Annotated in this window: 19 protein-coding genes; 6 read left to right on the forward strand and 13 right to left on the reverse strand. The window is 54.6% G+C overall.

Annotated elements, in window-relative coordinates; genetic code table 11:
- Positions 1–4: 4 nt before the first annotated feature.
- Complete coding sequence (locus tag IE090_RS00390; protein ID WP_189386368.1) at positions 5–898, reverse strand: mechanosensitive ion channel family protein; 894 nt, start codon at positions 896–898, stop codon at positions 5–7.
- Positions 899–1,214: 316 nt separating this feature from the next.
- Positions 1,215–1,706 (reverse strand): MarR family transcriptional regulator, encoded by a 492-nt coding sequence (locus IE090_RS00395; protein ID WP_189386369.1) that lies wholly within the window; start codon positions 1,704–1,706, stop codon positions 1,215–1,217.
- A 200-nt stretch (positions 1,707–1,906) separates the two neighbouring features.
- Between IE090_RS00395 and IE090_RS00400 the strand changes: the two genes are divergently transcribed.
- The 4 genes from IE090_RS00400 (at position 1,907) to IE090_RS00415 (ending at position 5,613) form a co-directional block, all read left to right on the forward strand.
- Positions 1,907–2,767: a DMT family transporter gene (locus IE090_RS00400; protein WP_189386370.1), complete on the forward strand. Its 861-nt coding sequence runs from the start codon at positions 1,907–1,909 to the stop codon at positions 2,765–2,767.
- 128 nt (positions 2,768–2,895) lie between these two features.
- Positions 2,896–3,345, forward strand: a complete 450-nt coding sequence (locus IE090_RS00405) for a hypothetical protein (RefSeq protein WP_189386371.1) — start codon at positions 2,896–2,898, stop codon at positions 3,343–3,345.
- A 145-nt stretch (positions 3,346–3,490) separates the two neighbouring features.
- On the forward strand, positions 3,491–4,495 hold the full coding sequence (locus IE090_RS00410; RefSeq protein WP_189386372.1) for a phospholipase A: 1,005 nt from the start codon (positions 3,491–3,493) through the stop codon (positions 4,493–4,495).
- Positions 4,495–5,613, forward strand: coding sequence for an ATP-NAD kinase family protein (locus IE090_RS00415; protein WP_189386373.1), 1,119 nt, complete (start codon positions 4,495–4,497; stop codon positions 5,611–5,613). The genes IE090_RS00410 and IE090_RS00415 overlap by 1 nt, the downstream gene beginning before the upstream one ends.
- Here IE090_RS00415 and IE090_RS00420 read toward each other — a convergent pair whose 3' ends face one another.
- The gene (locus tag IE090_RS00420) at positions 5,614–7,491 is read right to left on the reverse strand and encodes a methyl-accepting chemotaxis protein (protein ID WP_189386374.1); all 1,878 of its coding nucleotides are present in this window, start codon (positions 7,489–7,491) and stop codon (positions 5,614–5,616) included.
- Positions 7,492–7,784: 293 nt separating this feature from the next.
- Between IE090_RS00420 and IE090_RS00425 the strand changes: the two genes are divergently transcribed.
- Positions 7,785–8,015, forward strand: a complete 231-nt coding sequence (locus tag IE090_RS00425; protein WP_189386375.1) for a DUF2175 domain-containing protein — start codon at positions 7,785–7,787, stop codon at positions 8,013–8,015.
- A 21-nt stretch (positions 8,016–8,036) separates the two neighbouring features.
- Here the strand turns inward: IE090_RS00425 and nth are convergent, their stop codons facing one another.
- The 4 genes from nth to IE090_RS18030 form a co-directional block, all read right to left on the reverse strand.
- Positions 8,037–8,672 (reverse strand): endonuclease III, encoded by a 636-nt coding sequence (gene nth / locus IE090_RS00430; protein WP_189386376.1) that lies wholly within the window; start codon positions 8,670–8,672, stop codon positions 8,037–8,039.
- A 16-nt stretch (positions 8,673–8,688) separates the two neighbouring features.
- Positions 8,689–9,894: an MBL fold metallo-hydrolase gene (locus IE090_RS00435; RefSeq protein ID WP_229815283.1), complete on the reverse strand. Its 1,206-nt coding sequence runs from the start codon at positions 9,892–9,894 to the stop codon at positions 8,689–8,691.
- Between the two features lie 113 nt (positions 9,895–10,007).
- Positions 10,008–10,193: a hypothetical protein gene (locus IE090_RS00440; protein ID WP_189386377.1), complete on the reverse strand. Its 186-nt coding sequence runs from the start codon at positions 10,191–10,193 to the stop codon at positions 10,008–10,010.
- A gap of 95 nt (positions 10,194–10,288) precedes the next feature.
- Positions 10,289–10,540 carry a nucleotidyltransferase domain-containing protein gene (locus IE090_RS18030; protein ID WP_373296350.1) on the reverse strand — a complete coding sequence of 84 codons (252 nt, stop codon included), beginning with the start codon at positions 10,538–10,540 and terminating at the stop codon, positions 10,289–10,291.
- A 167-nt stretch (positions 10,541–10,707) separates the two neighbouring features.
- On the opposite strand from IE090_RS18030, the gene IE090_RS00445 reads away from it, so the two are divergent.
- Complete coding sequence (locus IE090_RS00445) at positions 10,708–12,165, forward strand: aminotransferase-like domain-containing protein (protein ID WP_189386378.1); 1,458 nt, start codon at positions 10,708–10,710, stop codon at positions 12,163–12,165.
- On the opposite strand, the gene IE090_RS00450 is transcribed toward IE090_RS00445, so the two are convergent.
- From IE090_RS00450 to IE090_RS00475, 6 genes are all read right to left on the reverse strand, one after another.
- Positions 12,086–13,969: an ATP-binding protein gene (locus IE090_RS00450; protein WP_189386379.1), complete on the reverse strand. Its 1,884-nt coding sequence runs from the start codon at positions 13,967–13,969 to the stop codon at positions 12,086–12,088. The two genes, IE090_RS00445 and IE090_RS00450, sit on opposite strands and share 80 nt — an antisense overlap.
- Before the next feature lie 112 nt (positions 13,970–14,081).
- Entirely contained in the window at positions 14,082–15,110 is a 1,029-nt protein-coding gene (gene dapD / locus IE090_RS00455) for a 2,3,4,5-tetrahydropyridine-2,6-dicarboxylate N-succinyltransferase (RefSeq protein ID WP_189386380.1), read from the reverse strand.
- Between the two features lie 12 nt (positions 15,111–15,122).
- A complete protein-coding gene (locus IE090_RS00460) occupies positions 15,123–15,470 on the reverse strand; it encodes an ArsC family reductase (protein ID WP_189386381.1) in 348 nt (115 codons plus the stop codon).
- Between the two features lie 131 nt (positions 15,471–15,601).
- A complete protein-coding gene (locus tag IE090_RS00465) occupies positions 15,602–16,258 on the reverse strand; it encodes an alpha/beta hydrolase (protein ID WP_189386382.1) in 657 nt (218 codons plus the stop codon).
- A 60-nt stretch (positions 16,259–16,318) separates the two neighbouring features.
- Positions 16,319–17,497, reverse strand: a complete 1,179-nt coding sequence (locus IE090_RS00470) for a DUF819 family protein (protein ID WP_189386383.1) — start codon at positions 17,495–17,497, stop codon at positions 16,319–16,321.
- 4 nt (positions 17,498–17,501) lie between these two features.
- Complete coding sequence (locus IE090_RS00475; protein WP_189386384.1) at positions 17,502–18,767, reverse strand: DSD1 family PLP-dependent enzyme; 1,266 nt, start codon at positions 18,765–18,767, stop codon at positions 17,502–17,504.
- Between the last annotated feature and the right edge of the window lie 234 nt (positions 18,768–19,001).

Below are 19,001 nucleotides of genomic sequence, written 5' to 3' on the forward strand. Positions count from 1 at the left end.
CGCCTCAGTGTGTTGGGTTCGATTCGTTATCGACCAAGTTGCTGTCGCTGGTCGTTGTGGTTTTGCTTTTGTCCTTTCTTTTCTCCATTTCTTTGTACCAATAGTCCAGCACTTCGTCGGTGAGCTTTTCTTCAATGCCCGCGGCTTCATGGGTAGGGCAGAAAATCGTGATATTAAATTGGTTCTTGCCCAGGTTGGTGGTGGTGACGCTGACACTGACATCCGGCCCAGATAGCGCCACTCCCATGCGACTCTCCAGCATGGCGTTGTAGCGCCTGGCAACGTCTTCAAATGGCTGGCAATACTCGCGCGCTCTTTCCTTAATGAAGGACTTAATGGGAATCAAATTGACGTGATCGGCATCGCGAATGATCGAGAAGGTGTGGTTCACATAGCGGCGCATGTAGTTCAAGTTTTGCACGGTACCGGTCACAAACTGGTTGTTAGGAATAATCAAAGTGCGGCCTGTGTATGCATAGCTGCCGGATTCAATATCCACCTCCAGCAACTTGGTGGTCAGCCAGTCGCTGCTGGCCACTTCACCGTATTGGCCTTGCACCTTGATCCAATCGCCAATGCTAAAGATGCGCGAACTGGCCTGATAAACAGCCCCTAAAAAGCACTGAATAAACTCACGCGTGGCAATGATCAGCGCCACCATAAAGGTAGCGATGGAGAGTGCGGCAAAGCGCAGCTCAGACAGCCAGATAATAATCAGCCCCACCACAATGGCGGTGGTGGTGATGTTGCGCGCCAGGTTGATCCAGCGCCGGTTGCTGCCTGACTCCGTGGTCGGGATTTTTAATAGGAACTTAACACTGGCCCAGCGCAGCAGCAGTGCCACCAGCAGAAAGGCGGCGGAGGCCAGGGCTTTGTATTCAAACGAAAACTCATTCATCGCATTACTCAAATGTTACCGTGTCTTGAAAGGCGCGCATCATGCCGAGTTGGGTGGCCGCTGTGAAGCAAACGATTTTTATGCTGACGATAAAGAGTATAGAAGTTACCTCGGAATTTCTGATCCACTCGGTGCACGTTCTCGATTATGTTGAGGCGACTTGGCCTTGGGTGGGTAAAAGCCTGAAATTATCTGATGGTCGCATCTCGTTTCCGTTTTGATAGAGCCTTTATTTTGGGGTTACGTTGGGAGTTACGGGCTCACAGCATTGGCAAATACTGAGTAGCCGCTTTACTTGATGGTTGTGCACTTGCTGCTACTCATTCTCTAGCCGCGTGAGCCACTGGCGTAAAATATCATCCAATTGTTGCAGTTGCTGGGGGGGAAGCTGTTGCAGCAGTTGCCGCTCATTTTCTATATGCGCCTCAAAAGCTCGGTCGATCAGTTCTTGCCCTTGCTCGGTCAATTCAACCAGCAGACTGCGTCTGTCTTGCGGGTCGGGAATGCGTCGAATATGCCCAGCCTGCTCCAGACGATTTAAACGATTGGTCATGGCGCCCGATGACAACAGCGCTGATTGCAACAGCGCCGTTGGGGTTAGCCGGTAAGGCGCGCCGCTGCGGCGCAGGGTCGCCAGCACATCAAACTCACCGCTATTGAGCCCTAGGCTGCGATGATGGGCGGCAATATTTTGCCCTAAGTATTGAGCCAGGCGCGAAATCCGTCCCAGTGGCCCGACGGGTGAGGCATCCACATCCGGACGTTCGCGGCGCCACTGCGCCAAAATAGTGTCTACGTGATCGGTCATATCGTTGTTCTCCCTGCTCCGTAGCTTGTCTGGCCGCGCCAGAATCCCTCGCGGGTGTGGCGAGTGAGGGCGAGTGAGCGCGATTGAGTTTTTCTATCAATATCTTCACATAAAGATAATTGCCTGTCTCGCTGCCATCATTTATCTTTATATAAAGATACTTTATCCAAAGATAATTGCTAGAAGCTTAAGGAGTTCCTATGCACACCGCCTGGAGTGCTGTTTTGGCACCACTGATGTGGGGCACAACCTACGCCGTCACCCAGCGGTGGCTTTCTCATATCGACCCCATGTGGCTGGCGGCGCTGCGGATTCTAGTGCCGGGTATGGTGTTATTGCCCCTAGTTCCGCGCTGGGTCTGGCGTCAACGCTGGGCCGATGTGTTGCTGTTAAGTGTGCTGAACCTTGGGCTGTTTACCTTGCTGTTGTTTACGGCGATTCAGCGCTTGCCGGGTGGTATGGCCGCGACCTTGGTCTCCACCGTGCCCTTGCAGGTGTTGCTGCTGCGTTGGTTGACTGGCCAGTTTCCCGGGATGGCGCGGTTAGGCGCTGCTTTGTTAGGCACCTCTGGTGTGGCCCTGTTGGTGTGGCAAGCGCCACAACAGCCAGATTGGTTGGGGGTGATGGCGGCACTGCTGGCGGCTCACAGCATGGCTTGGGGCATTTTGTTGGTACCGAGCAAAGGCCGTGGCATTGCCGCTTTGCCGCTGACGGCGGCACAACTGGTGGTGTCGGGCGGTCTGTTGCTGCTATTGGCATTGATGGCGAATCGCCCTTGGCCAGCGTGGGATGTCGCTTCGGTGACGGCCATGCTATGGCTAGGCCCAGTGAGTGTGGGGGTGGGGTATTTTGTTTGGTTTCGAGCCATGGCAACCGTGGCGGTCGAGAAGTTGGCGTTTTTAGGCCTGATTAATCCGCTGGTCGCCGTCGCGGCAGGGCTGCTGTTAATGAATGAGCAGCTCAGTGCGCCGCAATGGCTGGGCATGGTGTTGGTGCTGGTCAGCGTAGTGTTGGCGCAGCGACTGCCGCTGCCTGAGTCTGCCCAGTTAAAGCCGGCATAGCTGGCCTTGTTTTTGCTGGCATCCGATTATGCAGGATTTTACCGAGTGGGGCGCCATTAAATCGGCGCTTTCTCCGATGGAGTTGAATCCAACATTGAAGAAGTCAGAATATTGTCAGGGGAGAAGCTATGGCCAACATTGGAAGCGTGGGTGCTGTGTTACGCAGTTTGCAAACCGCACAGGACGTCGGCAAAGCCATTCGCGAAGCCGGTTATGTGCTATCGCGCGATGATATGCGCCGCCAGCTGGCGGATTTATCCGGCTCTATTTCCGAAGCTAAGTTGCAGCTGACCTTGTTAAAAGAGGCCGTCGATGGCAAAGACGAAGAGCTACGCAAGCTGGAGCATACCCTCAGTTTTAAGCAGATTTTGCGTCGTCGCGGTGATGGCTATTACAAAACCCTAGAAGGCCGCCCTTACGGTCAGCCTTACTGTTCTTACTGCTGGGAGTCAGAGCACAAGGCCATTCACTTGCACAATAAAATCTTTAGCAAGGATGTACGCCAGTGCCCACATTGCAAAAATGAATACCAAGCTGGGCGTACTCCCTATTTAGAGGCCGATCGGCTGGCTGTTTAGCCGCGGTTTTGGGGCTCTGCACGGTTTGAGCCTCAGCCATAATACTGAGGTAGACATACCTAGCCTGGACAGTAGACTATGCGTCGCTGCCCGCGGCATTGACTGAGCTGCTTGGCGGGATCAGATTTACCGTGGAGCGCTGTTTATGTTGCAAGGCTGGAAAGCCACAGTTCTAATGCTGGCAAGTATGCTGTTTGCCAGCACTGTGCAAGCCGATACGTCGTCACCCCCAGCGGTAGACGATGCAACCTTCAAAACTCGGCCGGAGGTGGTCGAAGTCATTGATGAGCAAGAGTTTCCAGATACCGTGCGTCAGCTGCCCATGCTGATGAAAAAAATCCAAGTGGAGCGTGCAGCAGCAGATAACCCTTATGTTTTACTGCCGCACCGGCCTAATTATGTGATGCCTTTTACTTATCAGACGCGCCCTAATGACCGCGAAGTTAAGCGTTTGCTGGATCGTGCTGGCAATGACGAAGCACGCTTGCAGGAAGAAGGCTTCGATCACGTTGAGGCGGTATTCCAGTTGAGTATCAAATATTTGCTGGCAGAAGGCTTGCTGGGCAAATTCAGCACCATTGAAGTGGGCTATACCAATCGTTCATTTTGGCAGGCGTATAACTCAGATATCTCCAAGCCCTTTCGCGAAACCAATCATGAACCTGAGTTGATGTTTAGTTGGCAGTTGCAGGATCAATGGCTGGAGCACGTTGGTGTATCGTTTAATCACCAGTCCAACGGTCAGACCAGCTCATTGTCGCGCAGTTGGAATCGTATTATTTTCGAAGGCGCCAAACTTTCGGGCAAAAATATCTGGTTCGGGCGGGCTTGGTGGCGCTGGCCAGAAGGCAAAGAAGGCGACCCTTTTGATCCTTCTGATAACGATAACCCAGATATCGACGATTATTTAGGCCACGGCGAGCTGCATTATTTACGCGTTATGGACGAGCATTCTTTTACCGTCATGATGCGTAATAATTTGCAGCGGAAAGAAAATCGCGGTGCGGTAGAAATCAGTTATAGCTTTCCTTTAACGCCGCGCATTAAAGGCTTTGTACAGTATTTTAACGGTTATGGTGAAAGCTTAATTGACTACAACGTGTATCAGGAACGCATCGGTTTTGGCATCAAATTAAGTGACTGGTTGTAATGGTAAAACTTGGACTGATTATTAACCCGCTGGCCGGTATCGGCGGTGCAGTGGCATTAAAAGGCAGCGATGGTGAAGCCACCGTGGCTGAGGCGTTGGCGCGTGGCGCTGAAAAAAAAGCCGCCTTGCGAACACGGCTCGCATTAGAGCCGCTACGTGAACTGACAAGTCAGTGCCAGTGGCTAACCGCCCGTGGTGAAATGGGCGCTGATGTACTGCAGGCAATGGGCTTTCAGTATCAGTTGGTGGAAGGCTTCACACCGGCCGAGCCGACCACGGCGGCAGACACTCAACAGCTGGCAGCACTGTTATTAGAGCACTCGGTTGATGCACTGGTGTTTGCTGGCGGTGACGGCACCGCGCGTGATGTGTGTCGTACTGTTGGCGAGCAGGTGCCGGTGCTGGGTATTCCCGCTGGGGTGAAAATTCACTCCGGCGTTTTTGGCATTACACCGCGCGCGTGCGGAGAAATATTGCAGCGTTTTTTAACCGGTCAGCTGGTCGATATTCGCGAAGCGGAAGTGCGCGACCTAGACGAAGACGGCTATCGCGCGCAGCAGGTTCGCGCCAAGCATTTTGGCGACATGCGGGTGCTGCAAACGGGTCAATTTGTGCAAGCGGTTAAGCAAGGTGGAGTAGAATCGCAGGAGCTGGTGCTGGCGGATATGGCCGCTGGCTACGTCAGTGACATGGAAGACGATGTACTGTATTTGATCGGCTCGGGCAAAACCACCCAAGCTGTTATGACCGAGCTGGGCCTTGAGGGCACCTTGTTGGGCGTGGATGCTGTGCTCGATGGCCAGCTGTTGGCACAGGATTTAACCGAGCAGGATGTTCAATATTGGCTACAGCGCTACCCCAAGCGGCGGGCGCTTATCAGTGCCATGGGTGGCCAAGGCCATATTTTTGGTCGCGGTAATCAACAGTTCAGTGCTGCTGTCATTCGCGCCATCGGAAAAGCGAACTTCGATGTCATGGCCACCAAAACCAAGCTGACCAGCTTGCAGGGGCGGCCATTAATCGTCGACAGTAGCGACCCAGAGCTTGATCAGGCTTGGAGCGGCAGCATCGAAGTCATCACTGGCTATCAGGACCGAGTGATCTACCCGGTAGCCTGACTATACCCTGAATTTATCCACGGCCTGGCCCAGCTCACGGGCCAGAGCGGACAGCTCATTGCCGGCCTGTGCAGCTTGTTGCGCCTCCGCGGTGAGGGTGCTGGCTAACTCATCGACACGATGCACGTTGCGGTTGATCTCATCGCTGGCGTAGCTTTGCTGCTCGGCGGCGGTGGCCACCTGAGTATTGAGGTCGTTGATGCTGCTCATATTGCTGTGAATGGTGTCGAGAATTTGGCTGGATTGCTGCGCTTTATCGATCACGGTTTGGCTGCGCTCACGTGAGGTGTCGACGGTGGTGACAACTTGCTCGGTACCAGAGCGGAACTCAGTGAGCGTGGTGCGAATGCGTTCAGTGGATTCTTGCGTGCGCCCAGCCAGGCTGCGAACTTCATCGGCCACCACGGCAAAGCCACGGCCTTGTTCGCCTGCGCGCGCCGCCTCAATTGCGGCATTCAAGGCCAACAGGTTTGTTTGCTCGGCGATGGCGCTGATCTCGGCCAAGATGCTGACAATGGACTCGCTGTCTTCACTGAGCTTATGAATGGCTGCCGTGGCGGCGCCGATGTCTTCGCTCAACTGCTGTATTTCATCTCGGGTGGTGTCGGCGATGGCTTTGCCTTGAGAAATATCATCATGCACTTCGGTGACGGCGCGTGCGGCTTGGTTGGCATTATTGGCGATGTTTTGAATGGTGCTGGTCATTTCGTTCATGGCGGTAACGGCCTGACCGATTTCATCTTGTTGCTGCTGAGTGGCACTGCCGACGGATGCGGTGACGGCAGCCATGTGCTCGGACGCTTGGTTCATCGTGCCAGCACTGCTTTTTACCTGCTGCACGGTATCGCGCAGCGACCGAATGAGGGCGTCAAATGAGTCCGATAGCACACCGATTTCATCGCCCGAGCGATGCCCCACCAACTGGGTTAAGTCGAGGTCTGCGGCGATGCTTTGTACCTTATTAGTAAGATAAGTAATGGGTCGATGAATGGCACGTGATACCAGCAGGGTAAGGCCGGTTATCAAGCTGATAATCACCGCTACCGCGATCAGCAAACGCTGATAAATAATGTCTTCTTGCTCGCTGGCAATGGTATTGAGGTGCTCATTCAAGCTGTCGAATAATTGCTCTGTTTTTTGTACTTCTGTGCGCATCTGCCCGCGCAAGCCATCGTCGGGAGTGAGGCCAATGGCGACTTCTTCTTGCACCAGTTGGCGAAAGCGCTGTTGGTAATTGCGCAGGCCAGTGCGAATGGCGTCCTCTTGGGTACTGAAACTTTGCATCAGTGCCCGATTAAATTCGCCGATCTGCTTATCAAAGCGCTGTAAGTACTTTTGATCGCGGCGCAGCATAAAGTCCTTTTCATGACGGCGCAGCATCAACATATGGTAAAGCACCTCATATTGCCCTTCGGCTTTGGCCAGCTCTTCCACTCCGTGGACCGCTTCGCGCAGGCTACCGTACAGTCCATCTTCTGAATGCAAGCCGATGGTCTGCTGCTTTGCACTCAACGCATCAAAAGCTTGGCGGTAGCGCTTTAGTTGTTGTTGTAATTGCGCCACATCCGGCAAGGTGACGCCTTCAGCTTTGAGTTTCTTCTGTAGGATGTTGAGTTGTTGATCAGCATGCTCGGCGGACTGATCAAAGCGCTCGACGTAGCTCAAATCCTTACGGCTCAGGAAGTCTTTTTCATGGCGTCGCAGCGCCATCATTTGGGTGGCGATGCTTTGCTGTTGCTCTAACAGCTGACCCAGCTGCGCCAACTGCTGCAGCCCAGATGCTGCTAGCAGCCCGGTGAGTATCAGGCCTCCTGCCACCAATACGGAAATTAATGTGTGCTTGGTGCGAATGCTATAGCGGTTAAGCAAGCCTGCCATGCGGGACTCCTCGGATGATCGCTCAATGGTTATAAGACTAGCAGTGATTTACGCTCACAGGCTTGATGGTGTCGAGCATGCTCAGTGGGTTCGGCGGGGTACATCCAAGGGAATAAATGGAAATATAAGAAGGCCGATTCACTAGGCTGCTGTATCGGCAGATCATCGGCAGGTCGAACAAAAACTGAGTTTATGGCTTTGTTACAAAAACATGACAAAACCTTTAATAAATGACTATGGTATCAGCTCCTAGCTGGGAGTAATCTGCGCGCTTTTTGGGATGCGAGTATTCAATGAACTGCAGTTTTTGCGCTCAACCCGTATTGCTACGTCAGCCCATGACTGTGCCAGGGCAGGGGCCGGCACATAAAGACTGTTATCAACAATACTTGGTGGAGCAGCGTCAGTTTATGGGGCTGAACATTCGAGCTTTGTCAGACAGCCAACTGCAGGAGTTACGCGAGCTGGTCACCATGGAGTGTAACGCTCGACAGCAAGTGAACGGCGAAATTGAGCTGTTTTGAATGCCGTTGGCTTGGTCAGGGTTAGTCGCTGGTTTTGTCCTTAAACTCACATAAATCTTCGATCAAGCAGGCCGAGCATTTGGGCTTGCGTGCCACACAGGTGTAGCGCCCGTGCAGAATCAGCCAATGGTGAGCGTCCATCAAAAACTCTTTTGGCACTAGGCGCATGAGTTTTTGCTCGACTTCATCGACGTTTTTTCCCGGTGCGATTTTGGTGCGGTTAGACACGCGAAAAATATGCGTGTCGACGGCCATGGCGGGTTGGCGAAAGGCCGTATTAAGCACCACGTTGGCGGTTTTGCGCCCAACTCCGGGCAGCGCGACGAGTTCTTCGCGCGTTTGCGGCACTTCGCCATGGTGGCGCTCTAGCAACAGCTGACACATTTTAATGACGTTGCTGGCTTTGCTATTAAATAAGCCGATGGTTTTTATGTATTCTTTTAGCCCGTCTTCGCCCAGTGCCAGTATTGTCTCGGGGGTATTGGCCACGGGAAATAATTTGCGCGTGGCTTTATTGACGCTGACATCCGTAGCTTGGGCCGACAGCGCTACCGCCACCAGCAGCTCAAACGGTGAACTGTATTCCAGCTCGGTTTTCGGCTCAGGGTTTTCAGCCCGCAAGCGGGCAAAAATCTCGGTGCGTTTGGCTTTGTTCATCACTGCTTGATCGTTGTCACAAAGCGGGCTTTATACGGTCTTCGTCGCTGTTCGACAAGCCACTGACGGCCACTTGCTCAGCTGGCATGTTATTGCCTGGTATCTCGGTATCCGGCACGTTGCCATCCGGCATCATCGGCCGCCACCAAGCGGCAAAGCGTTGCGGCTGGTTTAAGTACACGGGTTCGCCAATGCGCGGCGTAATCAGATCGACCTGATGTTGAAAGGCGGCTTGGCTAACTTGTTCCAGTGGCTCGTACCAAGGGTGCATGGCCAAATCAAAGGTGCTGTTGTGAATGGGTAACATGCGCTTGCCGCGCAAATCTAGGTGCGCTTGCACGCTTTCTTGCGGGAACATATGCACGTAGCGCCAGCGCTCGTTGTAAGCGCCGTTTTCTAGCATGGTTAAATCAAATGGCCCGAAGCGCTCGCCAATGGTTTTAAAGCCGTCAAAGTAGCCGCTGTCACCGCTGAAGTAATAGCGCTTGTCAGCGTGAATCAAGACCCAAGACGCCCACAAGGTTTCGTCGCGGTCATGCAGGCCACGGCCGGAAAAGTGTTGCGTTGGCGTGGCGATAACAGTGGTATCGCCGCTTTGGCGTTGCTGCCACCAGTCGTATTCGCTGTATTGCTCAGCGCTTGCGCCCCAGTCACTGAGATACTGGCCTAGCCCCAGCGGCACATAAAAATGCTCGGTTTTGGCGACTAGCTGCTCAATGGTGGCCTGGTCTAAATGGTCGTAATGATTGTGCGAAATCAGCACGCCTTTGATATTGGGCAGCTCGTCAATGCTGAGCGGCGGTGCGTGAAAGCGCTCGGGCCCAGCCCATTGAACGGGGGAGGCGCGGCGTGAAAACATGGGGTCAAACAACCAGATGTCGCCGCCCAGCGACATTAAAATGCTGGAGTGGCCGAGGCGCACCACCACGTCTTCATCGCTGGGTAACTGTTCAAACCATTCACGACTGAGCGGTTGCACCGGAATGGGCTGGTCGGGCACTGGCATGATTTCATCGGCGGTTAGTACATGCCAGAAAATGCCAATGACCTCAGTCACCGAGCGCTCGGTTTCTGCCACCGTATTGCGAAACTGGCCATCGCTGTAGTGCGCGGATTGGGTGAGGGCTTGATTGCGTGGCAAGCTGGTGCAGCTCCAAATGATAAGCAAGCTCGCCAGCACGCCAGTGACCAAAAGCCATTTTTTTGCGCCGCGCCAGAACATAAGATCACACCGATTGCATAAAGGTTGACCAGTTTACTCGGTCAAGCCAGCTCCGGTCACGGGCCGTTGACGATACATTGCAGTCACAGCAGGGAACAATCTATTCGCTATGCCTATTCGCTATGCTGGCCCAGCCAGTGCGACAGCTGCGCAATATCTTGCAGGTCTTTGGGTTGCGGCGCAGAACAGGTGACTTTGAATGCGTAACTCACCAACGGGTTGATGAGCTTGACGCCGTTTTTTTCCAGAATTAACGCCTCTAATGGCCAGGAGATTTCAGGGTTTCTGCGAAAGTGCACGCGCTCATCTTGAACGGCGTATACCAGAATCTGCAGCTTGTAGTGCTGGCCATCGCTGACCCAGTAGTTGTAATCCTGCGGATCAATCTCTGTTGCTAACGGCTGTAGCTGGCGATTGGCAATGAAGACCTGAAAACTATGTTGTCAGATATCGGCCGCGTGAGTCTGGACAGCACCTCCGGCACGCACGGCGCCAGCACGCCTATGTCCAGATCCCCATGCTCACGCGTCTTCTGGCCTAGGAATAAATCCAATGCTTCGCCACCATCGACAAACCAACCTGAGCAATCGCCCACAACAGTGTGCAGTTCATTGAGAGTAAAAGGCTTCCAGTGGCTGTCTTGCATGGTCCGGCACTCACGGTCGTGGCTCAAGGGACGCGCAGTGTAACTGGGTTGAGATGACGAGCGTAGCAATAAGGCCAAATCATTGTGATGGTAATCTGAGTGACAACTGTACCGGTTCAGTTGCTGGTATCCGCGCTAATATTCTCATCTGTACGGAGGGAAGACCCATGCTGAACCGACAACTGGATACGCCGCTATACGAACAACTGGCCCATCAACTGATGGAAGACATCGACGCCGGCGTTTACAGCGTCGGTCAGCGAGTGCCGAGCGTTCGCCATATGAGCCGTCATATGAGTGTGAGCATTTCCACTGTGACCCAAGCCTACGCCTGGCTGGAAGATCAAGGCTGGCTGCGTGCGCGGCCACAGTCGGGCTATTTTGTGCGGGCACGGCAAGCGATGTTGCCGCCATCGGCACCGTTGACGAGCAGCGAGCAGCCGGCGACCTTTACCAAAGCTGAGCTGGTCAATCGCATGTTGGCACGGCTGAATGAGCCACGGCAGATTAACTTTGGTGCTGCCGTGCCTGCGCCTGACATGCTGCCGCTGCGTCCACTGCAAACCCATATCAACAAGGTCAGCCGGTTTAACACTCGGCAAATTGTCGAATATCAGTTTTCACCGGGTTTAGCGGGGTTGCGCCAGCAAATCGCCATTCGGATGCGCGATGTCGATGTGCGCTGTCATCAGGACGATATCGTCATTACCAATGGCTGCGCCGAGGCTGTGACCTTGTGCTTGCGGGCAACCATGCAGCCAGGGGATGTCATTGCGGTGGAGTCGCCGTGCTATTACGGCTTCTTGCAAATTGCTGGTCTTTTGGGGCTTAAAATCATCGAAATTCCGTCCGATCCAAACACAGGTTTGAGTATTGATGCTTTGGAGCTGGCATTGCAGCGCTGGCCGATCAAGCTCATTGCTTTAACGGCGCGTTATTCCAACCCGACCGGTGCCTCCATGCCGGCGGAGCAGCAGCGCAGACTGGTGGCTCTGGCGCGACAATACGATATTGCGGTGCTGGAGGATGACATCTACGGCGAGCTGGGCTTTCCGGGCGCGCGTCAGGAGCCACCTTTGATGTCGGTATTAAAGTCTTTTGATGACGATGGCCGAGTTTTGTATTGCTCGTCGTTTTCTAAAACCCTAGCAGCCGGGTTACGTGTGGGGTGGTGCTTACCTGGGCGCTGGTATCGCCAGGTCATTGAAAATCAGACGTTTACAACCTTCTCTGCCAGCAGCTTGTCACAACATGCGCTGTGCTCGTATTTGCAAAATGGTCAGTATGATCGCCACTTGCGCCAACTGCGGCGTCGTTTGGCGGATAACTGCCAACAGTTTTTGGATGGCATCGCCCGCGGCTTTCCAGCTGCTACGCGCGTAAATGAGCCGCGTGGCGGCTTTATTTTATGGCTAGGGTTGCCGCCGAGCGTCAATGCCATGGAGCTTTATCACTTGGCGGCGGAGCATTCGATTAGCATTGTGCCGGGAGACTTATTCTCCAATAGCGATCATTTTCGCAGCTGTATTCGGCTCAACTGTGCCGTTAACTGGAACGAGGCGACGGCTCAGGCGCTGCAGGCCCTAGGTCAGCTGGTGGCTCAGCTGCAGGGAAAATCAGCCTAAAGCGGCTGCCTTTGCCCGGCTGTGACATGACTGCAATGCGGCCACCAAAGCGTTCCACCAGCTCTCGGCAAATGCTTAGCCCTAGGCCCTCACCTTTGCCTTGAGGTTTGGTGGTGAAGTCGGCATCGAACAAACGCGGTAAGTCGGAGCTGCGTATGCCACTGCCGGTGTCGATAATATCTAGCCACACACTGCCGGGCTGTTGTTGGCTTACTAGGCGTAACATGCCGTTGGCAGGCATGGCATCAATGGCATTATTAATCAGGTTGATAATGACCTGGGTGAGCTGGTTTGGGCAGGCATAAATCCACGCTGGCTTGGAACACAGCTCACGGGTGAGACAAATATGCGCCGGTATGTTGGGCAGACACAAGTCTAACGCCTGTTCAAGGCTGCTATGCAGGTTAAAAACCTGTTCTTGCGCAGCACTGGGGTGAGTGAGGTCGGATAAACTGGCCGGCTCGCTGTGCTGCTGACGCAGGCTGCGGTGGCTGCCGCTCATGGCTGTACTGGGGGCTTCCGTGATCGCTGCTGTTGTTGGCGTGTCATCGGCGGTCTTGGTTGCCCTAGGTGGCGGGCTCGTCTGTGTTGGTGCGTCGCTATGCTGCAATATCAGCGCGCGATCGAGCAGTTTGGCATCCACTCCGTGCAGATGCCGATCAAGGCCATCCAGCTCGGTTTGCCGACTAACGCGCAATGGCACCATGTGATTGAACAGCGTCAGGAACACCCAAGCACAGCCAAAGGCCCACAGCACCAGCGCTAGGCTACCAATGGCTTGCACTGTGACTTGAACCGGGCGAGTCAGGCCGGTTTGCAGCAGCTCCAAATTGCCAAACAAACCAACACACAAAGTGCCCCAAATACCGGCGAATAAATGGGTTGGCACCACCGCAATCACGTCATCGATGCCATATTTCTCCAGCCACAGAGTACCCCACATGGCGATGGCGCTGCCAATAACGGCGATCACAACGGCTTGCCAAGCATGGATGACGTCGGCGGCGGCGGTGACCGACACCAACCCGGCGATGATGCCGTTGCAAGCCCAGCCAAGATGAACAAAGCCAAACTGACGCAAGCTCAACCAGCTGGCACAGATAAAGCCCGCGCCACCAGCGAGTAGCGTGTTTACCGCCACCTGATAGGTCTGTGATGACAATAACAACAAGGCGCCGCAGTTAAAGCCGACCCAGCCAATCCACATTAATACCGTGCCAGAGATGGCAAACAATGGTTGGCTGGGTTTGGGTTTGCTGTCACGAGCAAAGCCTAAGCGCGGGCCAATCAGAATAATAGCCGCCAAGGCCACAGCGCCGCCCACGCCGTGGACAACAGTGGCTCCGGCAAGGTCACGGAAACCCAGATGGTATAAGCCAGAGGCAATGGGAATCTGACTTTGTCCCCACACCAACAAGGCGGCCACGGGGTAGATTAAGCCGCCGGTTAATGCCACCATCAACAAAAAACCGCTCAAGGAGCCGCGCTCAGCAATGGCACCAGAAATAATGGTGGCGGCGGTGGCGCAAAACAGGGCCTGCAGCAAGAAAAACAGCGGCTCTTGCGGGCCATCCAGTTGATGAGCGAAGAGTTGGCCGATTAGGGCTTCTTCCTCTTCCCAGCCAAAAATGACGCCGTAACCCAATAACCAAAACAGCAGCAGGCTGATGGCTAAATCAAACAGATTTTTGTAGGCGACATTGACGATATTTTTGGCACGCACCTGACCGGCTTCAAGAGCGAGAAAGCCCAGTTGCATCAGCAGAATAACGATGCAGCAAACGAAAATCAGGGTGCTATCCATAGGTGCTTAAGGCGAGTCCGGAGGCTGTTAGACGTGCCCTAAGGTATAGCGTCTGGCGGGTGGCATTGCCAGTTATGACAGCCACACCACAGCTGTGGTGTGGCTTTGGCCATCAGTTGTTGGCGTGCAGCTCGTTGTTCAGCTCGATGGCGGTTTTATTGGTGACGCATTGCACCGCACCTGTGGTGGAGTCGCGGCGGAACAGCAGGTCAGACTTGCCAGCCAGATCGCGCGCCTTAACGGTTTCCACGACCTCACGGTGATCATCCAGCACCTGCACTTTGGTACCGGCGGTAATGTACAGACCGGCTTCAACGGTGCAGCGATCGCCCAGCGGAATGCCAACACCGGCATTGGCGCCCAGCAGGCATTTTTCACCGACAGAAATGATGATGTTGCCGCCACCCGACAAGGTGCCCATGGTTGAGCAACCACCGCCCAAATCGGAGCCGTCACCCACCATCACGCCGGCAGAGATACGGCCTTCCACCATCGAGGTGCCTAAAGTGCCGGCATTGAAGTTAACAAAACCTTCATGCATGACCGTGGTGCCTTCACCAATGTAAGCGCCCAAACGCACACGCGCGGTGTGAGCGATGCGCACGCCGGTTGGCACCACGTAGTCGGTCATGCGTGGGAATTTATCGACGCTGTTCACGCTGAGCAGCTCGCCTTGTAAGCGCGCTTGCAGCTGTGCTTGCGGCAGGTCGGCCAGGTCAATGGCGCCTTTGTTGGTCCAGGCCACATTGGGCAGCAGGCCAAAAATGCCGGTCAGGTTAATGCCGTGCGGCTTAACCAAGCGGTGCGACAACAGGTGCAGCTTGAGGTAGACCTCAGGCGTTGAGCTGGCTTGCTCATCGCTGGCCAATACGGTGACCACCACCGGCTTTTCGCTTTCGGTGCAGGCGCGTGCCAGGGCTGCTTGCTCTGGGTAAGTCGCTTCAATGGCTTCGGCAAAAGCCAGCAGTTCGCCGCCATCGACTTCTAATGCCTCGTTGCCACCTTGATAGTCGAGGGCACTTTTCGCTGCAGCGATCAGATCATCCGCTGGGTGCAGCAAAGGCTGCTGATAAAACACTTCCAGCCAGTCGCCGTTCGAGTTCTTGCTGCCAACGCCAATGGCCAGGGCAAATGCAGTCATAATGGTGTCCTTTTACAGGTTAAACAGTTGTTGATAATGCTCGGCTTTGAAGCCCAAATGCTTGCCATTGCCGGTTTCCAGCAAAGGGCGCTTGATAATCGATGGGTTGTCCAGCATCACGGCACGGGCGCTGGCGGTATCCATGGCATCGCGTAATTCTTCTGGCAGTTTGCGCCATGTTGTACCGCGGCGGTTGATCAGCGCTTCCCAGCCCAGCTCCTGCAGCCATTGGTCGACTAAGGCTTCAGGCAGGCCGTCTTTTTTGTAGTCGTGAAATGCAAACTCGATGTTGTGCTGCTCCAACCAGGTGCGTGCTTTTTTCATGGTGTCGCAGTTTTTAATGCCATATAGGGTAACCACGGCGGCCTCCGAATAGGGGTGGAAAACGGCGGCACAGAATAGCAGAAAGGCTCTTTAGCGTCAGGGCGCTACTGTGCTGGCCTCAGGTATTAGGGCGCTGGCCTCAGGTATTAGGGCGCTGGCCTCAGGTATTAGGGTGCTGGCTGCAAGGGTGTCAGTCGAGTCGCCAGCCATTTTGCCAGGTCTTTGATTTGGCTGATGCCGATTTCATGGCCTTGCGGGTAGCTTTGATAGTCCACCATCAGGCCTTGCTGGCAACACCAATCGGCGCTGTTCAGCCCTAGGCTCTCCGGCACGACCTCATCCAGGCTGCCGTGCATCGCCAACAGCGGAATATCTTGCCTTGGAGCGTCTGGCTTGCCGCCCAAATACGTCGACAAACACACCAGTCCAGCAACGGCGACGGTACTGGTTAATGCGGCTTGGTAAGCCACCGCACCGCCCTGGGAAAACCCCGCAATGACGATGCGTTCAGCTGGCAGCTCGCAAGAGTCAACCAAAGCTTGCACTTGCGCTGCGGCTTCCAACAAATGCTGCTGGTTAATCACCCGCTCAGGGGTGGCGGCCAAAATGTCGTACCAGGCTGGCATGGCCAGGCCACCGTTAATGGTGACAGGGCGCATGGGCGCTTGCGGCAAAATACCACGCAGCCCCGCCAAGCCCGGTTGGCGGCGCAGCAATGGCATTAAGGGTTGTAAATCGTTGGCGCTGGCACCTAAGCCATGTAGCCAGATAATAGCGCTGTCACAGGGCTGCTCGGGCTCGTCTAACAAATAGGTCAACGACATAGGCCACCTCAAAAAAAGGGGCCTATGGTAAAGCGCTGTGGCACCGTCGGGAAGTCGTGGTTACAACAGCGCACGGGTGGCATAAGCCACCATCACCCCGAGGTAATTGCCGATGGCATACCCCAAAATCGCGGCGGCAAAGCCGGGCAAAATAATGTCGCGGTTTTTCAGTGCGCCAGCGATCACCGGAATAAAGGGCACCGACATAATGGCCGCCGAGGCGGTGATTAAATACGTATCGGTATCGATGTTTAACCAGCGGCACAACAGCGCTTGCAGCAGCATGGAGCCAATTAAAATAAAAGCAATGTAGGCAAACAGGCTCATATCCAGCTGAGTAATGATGCTGGTATCTGTCATGGTGCCCATGGTGAAGCAGAACACCAGAATCAAAAACATACCCAGCTGAAAACTGTTGGCCAGGGCACGTACATAAGGAATAAAAGAGGCGGCCAGACCCAGCGTAGTAATGCCGATGATGGTTAACGTCGATTGCATCGAAGCGGGGAACAATCCTGCCAGCAATACGGCTGCAGCCACCACCACACCTGCTAGTAACAATGCTTGCACGGTTTGCCACAGGGTTGAACGTCTCACTAACGCCCGATAGGCACCTGCGGTTTCATCGGCCATGTGTGAGAACGGATTATCGTCGTGGTAAGCATGCTCACCGTGGCTATCGAACGGGCGTAAGAAGCGGGAAAAAATTGGCTTGGCCAAGGTCATTACAAACAACAAGAACAGCGCTGATAACAAAATGTCGTAGGTGGTCATGGTGACGAAGATGGCTTCGTCGGCTTCAATGGCGGTTTTAATCGCCGCCATATTAGGGCCACCGCCGGTATAGGCGCCGACGGACATGCCCGCTACTTGCCAAATCTGAGCAATATGATCTTGGAACAGTAGCGCGCCAGCGGCGCTGGTGATCATGACGGCCAGCAAGGCAATCAACATGCTTTTGCCGGTATCGCCGGCCATCGACAGCGACGCTTTGACGTCAATGGAAAACAGCAGCAGTGGCAGCGCTAGGGCGATGGCCACCTCCGACACCTGGCTTTGCAGTGCCAACACTTGTCCATCGGCTAACCAACTGGCCGGCTGCAGCAGGCCTGAGATTAAAATGCCGCTAGCAAACGACAGCACCACCACGCCGACTTTATCCAGCCATGCAATGCGCTGACACAACAGCACCAGCAACGCGGGCACCAACACTAGGGCGAGAGCGAGAATGACGGTCACAGAGTTATCCTTTTTCAGTAGCGGTGGGGCGTTGGGCGAACTTGGGTGCGGCGGGCGCCGGGTGCTCGGAGGGCGGGTAGTTAAGCACCGGCCACCACTCATCAATGGCGCCATCGTCGTACACCGCCAGCTCACCAAACTGCAGCAATACCGCCTCGCTTTGACTGGGGCGGAAGAACATAAAATCATCCATCGCCAATGGGCAATGGTCTGGCAGTTCGTACATTTCCTGGTTACTGGAGTGTCCGAGCACCGACGAGCGCTTAGCCTCCTTGGGGTAACAAGGGCTGGCCAGCCAATTGCCGCCGTAAATAAAGCACGCTTCCCTACGCAGCAGCCCCAGGCGGCGTAAAACACTTGAAATGCTAGGCGCCATGGGGATTTCAGGCTGGCTGAAGCGTTTTAATACCGGCGTGGCAATAAAAGCTGCCGGGCTGTGGTGCTCTAGGGTGTCGACGTCAAAATCCGTCGGTTTTACCAGCGCTGAGGCCACCGACAGCTCGTTTTGCGGGCCTGTGTGCTGATACAGCGGGTAGGTGGTGCTGCCTCCTGTGTTCAAACATAAGTCGTCTAACGCCTGTTCACCCAGCAGTTGGGTGATGCGCTGACAGAAGCCTTGGTAGCTGGATTGAACCTGAGCCAGGGCCTTCTCTGGGCCACCCAGCCAGCCGGGGATTTTGGTGATATGTGCTTCGTAACCCATCAGGCCCGCCAGCTGTAGATGCTCGCTGGCGGTAATTTGCTGCACGGCGTGGTCAAAATGCTCATCGCAGTGAAAGCCGCCGCGATGCAGGCCGACATCGATTTCCAAGCTGATGCGCAGTGTGGTGTTGAGCGAGCGTGCCAGCGCTTCGTATTGTGCCAATCGCTCTGGGCCGTCGATGAGCCATTGCAGCTGCATATCTGGGTCGAAGCACAGGGATTCCGCACGCCCTTGGTGCCATTGATAAAAGCGCTGAGCCGCCGCCACCGGCATGGGCTTGCCAAGTAAAATGTCTGCTGCTGGAAACTGCTCCACCAGTTGCATCATAAACGGCAGATGAAAGCACATCAGCCGATTACTGCCTGTGCGGCGCATGAGGTAATCCAGCAAAGGTACTGACGGCAGTGATTTAGCGACGATGCGATAGGCGAAGCCTTGGTTGATGATATCTAACAGGTGATCAATGTTGTGATCCAATCGCTGCTTATCGATCACCAACACCGGTCGAGCGATATCTGCGCGCTGCAGCGCCTGGCTGAGCGCTGAAAAATAGGCATTGTCATTCATGGCCGTGTCCTGCTTGTACCTAGCCTTAACTCAGCACCATAGGCACCGATGGCAACGTCAGGCTGTTTATTATTGTGCTGAGCATAAGGCAGCTTGCTAATGGGTCAGCAAAGGATTCGCCTAGGCTCAAAGTTGTACTTTTGTACCATAAACATACCGGCGCGCCAATCTGTGTCACGGATTAATGCTTCGAAGGCAAAGGTTGGCTGGGCTATGATCGTCGCCGCCATGCGC

The organism is Bacterioplanes sanyensis (assembly GCF_014652515.1).
Classification (GTDB): domain Bacteria; phylum Pseudomonadota; class Gammaproteobacteria; order Pseudomonadales; family Oceanobacteraceae; genus Bacterioplanes; species Bacterioplanes sanyensis.

What these genes read in the sequence shown, in the direction of transcription:
- IE090_RS00395 (WP_189386369.1), bottom strand. Translation starts at nt 1,706, where the DNA reads ATGACCGATCACGTAGACACTATTTTGGCGCAGTGGCGCCGCGAACGT.
- nth (WP_189386376.1), bottom strand. Translation starts at nt 8,672, where the DNA reads ATGAACAAAGCCAAACGCACCGAGATTTTTGCCCGCTTGCGGGCTGAA.
- IE090_RS00465 (WP_189386382.1), bottom strand. Translation starts at nt 16,258, where the DNA reads ATGTCGTTGACCTATTTGTTAGACGAGCCCGAGCAGCCCTGTGACAGC.
- IE090_RS00415 (WP_189386373.1), top strand. Translation starts at nt 4,495, where the DNA reads ATGGTAAAACTTGGACTGATTATTAACCCGCTGGCCGGTATCGGCGGT.
- IE090_RS00425 (WP_189386375.1), top strand. Translation starts at nt 7,785, where the DNA reads ATGAACTGCAGTTTTTGCGCTCAACCCGTATTGCTACGTCAGCCCATG.
- IE090_RS00410 (WP_189386372.1), top strand. Translation starts at nt 3,491, where the DNA reads ATGTTGCAAGGCTGGAAAGCCACAGTTCTAATGCTGGCAAGTATGCTG.
- IE090_RS00475 (WP_189386384.1), bottom strand. Translation starts at nt 18,767, where the DNA reads ATGAATGACAATGCCTATTTTTCAGCGCTCAGCCAGGCGCTGCAGCGC.
- IE090_RS00450 (WP_189386379.1), bottom strand. Translation starts at nt 13,969, where the DNA reads ATGGATAGCACCCTGATTTTCGTTTGCTGCATCGTTATTCTGCTGATG.
- IE090_RS00405 (WP_189386371.1), top strand. Translation starts at nt 2,896, where the DNA reads ATGGCCAACATTGGAAGCGTGGGTGCTGTGTTACGCAGTTTGCAAACC.
- IE090_RS00390 (WP_189386368.1), bottom strand. Translation starts at nt 898, where the DNA reads ATGAATGAGTTTTCGTTTGAATACAAAGCCCTGGCCTCCGCCGCCTTT.
- IE090_RS00435 (WP_229815283.1), bottom strand. Translation starts at nt 9,894, where the DNA reads ATGTTCTGGCGCGGCGCAAAAAAATGGCTTTTGGTCACTGGCGTGCTG.
- dapD (WP_189386380.1), bottom strand. Translation starts at nt 15,110, where the DNA reads ATGACTGCATTTGCCCTGGCCATTGGCGTTGGCAGCAAGAACTCGAAC.
- IE090_RS00400 (WP_189386370.1), top strand. Translation starts at nt 1,907, where the DNA reads ATGCACACCGCCTGGAGTGCTGTTTTGGCACCACTGATGTGGGGCACA.
- IE090_RS00445 (WP_189386378.1), top strand. Translation starts at nt 10,708, where the DNA reads ATGCTGAACCGACAACTGGATACGCCGCTATACGAACAACTGGCCCAT.
- IE090_RS00420 (WP_189386374.1), bottom strand. Translation starts at nt 7,491, where the DNA reads ATGGCAGGCTTGCTTAACCGCTATAGCATTCGCACCAAGCACACATTA.
- IE090_RS18030 (WP_373296350.1), bottom strand. Translation starts at nt 10,540, where the DNA reads ATGCAAGACAGCCACTGGAAGCCTTTTACTCTCAATGAACTGCACACT.